This window comes from Paracidovorax konjaci (assembly GCF_900112675.1).
Taxonomy (GTDB): Bacteria; Pseudomonadota; Gammaproteobacteria; order Burkholderiales; family Burkholderiaceae_C; genus Paracidovorax; species Paracidovorax konjaci.
Genome location: NZ_FOMQ01000034.1, coordinates 1 through 2,712 on the forward strand (window position 1 = coordinate 1; position 2,712 = coordinate 2,712).

A 2,712-nucleotide genomic window follows, 5' to 3' on the forward strand; every position below is an offset into this window, starting at 1 on the left:
AGAAGGCTTCTCCGATTTCGCTCGCCACTACTTTCGGAATCTCGGTTGATGTCTTTTCCTCGAGCTACTGAGATGTTTCAGTTCACCCGGTTCGCCTCGCATACCTATGTATTCAGTATGCGATACCCCTAAGGGTGGGTTTCCCCATTCAGAAATCTCCGGATCAAAGCTTGTTTGCCAGCTCCCCGAAGCTTATCGCAGGCTATCACGTCTTTCTTCGCCTATCATCGCCAAGGCATCCACCACATGCTCTTAGTCACTTGACCCTATAACTTTGACATCTCTTGCGAAATATCTCCGTTTACTTCAAGGACTTGCGAGGTCTTTCACCTCGCGCGTTATGCCGTAATGTGAATGTTTCTTCGGTATCGCTACCTCGAGAACAATTCGTCATTACTTGAAATAAAGCAAAGCCTTAATTCGTTTTGACGCAATCAAATTAGTTGTCGGCGGCACGGTGCAGTTTCCTGCTTTCCGCCGACAACGCTGATTCGACTCTATGAATTTTTAAAGAACAGCCGATTGATCCGGTCAATACCGGTCAACAACAAAGAAGCCTTTTACAAAGCCTCTTTGGTGTTGATTTCTATCTTCAATTGTTTGGTGGAGGATGACGGGATCGAACCGACGACCCCCTGCTTGCAAAGCAGGTGCTCTCCCAGCTGAGCTAATCCCCCTTCATTCCCCGTATCTGATGTTTGGAAGTATTTGGTGGGTCTAGTTGGGCTCGAACCAACGACCCCCGCCTTATCAAGACGGTGCTCTAACCAGCTGAGCTACAGACCCATGTCGGTTGCACCGACTTCTTCCAACAACCGATAAGTGTGGGCGTTCAATATTGAATGCTGTTTTCCAGAAAGGAGGTGATCCAGCCGCACCTTCCGATACGGCTACCTTGTTACGACTTCACCCCAGTCACGAACCCTGCCGTGGTAAGCGCCCTCCTTACGGTTAGGCTACCTACTTCTGGCAGAACCCGCTCCCATGGTGTGACGGGCGGTGTGTACAAGACCCGGGAACGTATTCACCGCGACATTCTGATCCGCGATTACTAGCGATTCCGACTTCACGCAGTCGAGTTGCAGACTGCGATCCGGACTACGACTGGCTTTATGGGATTAGCTCCCCCTCGCGGGTTGGCAACCCTCTGTACCAGCCATTGTATGACGTGTGTAGCCCCACCTATAAGGGCCATGAGGACTTGACGTCATCCCCACCTTCCTCCGGTTTGTCACCGGCAGTCCCATTAGAGTGCCCTTTCGTAGCAACTAATGGCAAGGGTTGCGCTCGTTGCGGGACTTAACCCAACATCTCACGACACGAGCTGACGACAGCCATGCAGCACCTGTGTTACGGCTCTCTTTCGAGCACGAAGCCATCTCTGGCAACTTCCGTACATGTCAAAGGTGGGTAAGGTTTTTCGCGTTGCATCGAATTAAACCACATCATCCACCGCTTGTGCGGGTCCCCGTCAATTCCTTTGAGTTTCAACCTTGCGGCCGTACTCCCCAGGCGGTCAACTTCACGCGTTAGCTTCGTTACTGAGCCAGTGAAGACCCAACAACCAGTTGACATCGTTTAGGGCGTGGACTACCAGGGTATCTAATCCTGTTTGCTCCCCACGCTTTCGTGCATGAGCGTCAGTGCAGGCCCAGGGGATTGCCTTCGCCATCGGTGTTCCTCCGCATATCTACGCATTTCACTGCTACACGCGGAATTCCATCCCCCTCTGCCGCACTCCAGCGATGCAGTCACAAATGCAGTTCCCAGGTTGAGCCCGGGGATTTCACATCTGTCTTACATCACCGCCTGCGCACGCTTTACGCCCAGTAATTCCGATTAACGCTTGCACCCTACGTATTACCGCGGCTGCTGGCACGTAGTTAGCCGGTGCTTATTCTTACGGTACCGTCATGACCTCAGGGTATTATCCCAAGGCTTTTCGTTCCGTACAAAAGCAGTTTACAACCCGAAGGCCTTCATCCTGCACGCGGCATGGCTGGATCAGGCTTGCGCCCATTGTCCAAAATTCCCCACTGCTGCCTCCCGTAGGAGTCTGGGCCGTGTCTCAGTCCCAGTGTGGCTGGTCGTCCTCTCAGACCAGCTACAGATCGTAGGCTTGGTAAGCCTTTACCCCACCAACTACCTAATCTGCCATCGGCCGCTCCGTTCGCGCAAGGCCTTGCGGTCCCCTGCTTTCATCCATAGATCTTATGCGGTATTAGCAAAGCTTTCGCCTCGTTATCCCCCACGATCGGGCACGTTCCGATGTATTACTCACCCGTTCGCCACTCGTCAGCATCCGAAGACCTGTTACCGTTCGACTTGCATGTGTAAGGCATGCCGCCAGCGTTCAATCTGAGCCAGGATCAAACTCTACAGTTCGATCTTGAAATTTAAAGTCTTTCGACTTAACTCATAAAAACGGAATTGAAGTGAACTTCACTTCTATTCTCATGAGCGTTTGTAGTGCAAAGCACTAGTTCCGAAGAACTTGGCACTCGCCATCAAACGCCCACGCTTATCGGCTGTATATTTTTAAAGATCCCGAAGATCAGATTTCTCTTTTCTTCTTACTCCGCAGCGATCAGCAGAGCCTTGAATTCTAGCAGGCTTTTTAAAAACCTGTCAAACTTTGTGGTTATTCGCTTTTCTCAACCATCGCAACTTTCGTCGCAACCGCCTCAACCAGCGAAGCCTTGAATCATACAC

Annotated in this window: 2 tRNA genes and 2 rRNA genes; all 4 read right to left on the reverse strand. The window is 51.4% G+C overall.

Annotated features, from left to right (window positions below):
- A 23S ribosomal RNA gene (locus tag BM144_RS22440) occupies nt 1-266 on the reverse strand; the annotation flags it as partial.
- A 335-nt stretch (nt 267-601) separates the two neighbouring features.
- Nucleotides 602-677: transfer RNA gene (locus BM144_RS22445), tRNA-Ala, on the reverse strand.
- 32 nt (nt 678-709) lie between these two features.
- Nucleotides 710-786, reverse strand: a tRNA-Ile gene (locus BM144_RS22450).
- A gap of 70 nt (nt 787-856) precedes the next feature.
- A 16S ribosomal RNA gene (locus tag BM144_RS22455) occupies nt 857-2,385 on the reverse strand.
- Nucleotides 2,386-2,712: the final 327 nt, after the last annotated feature.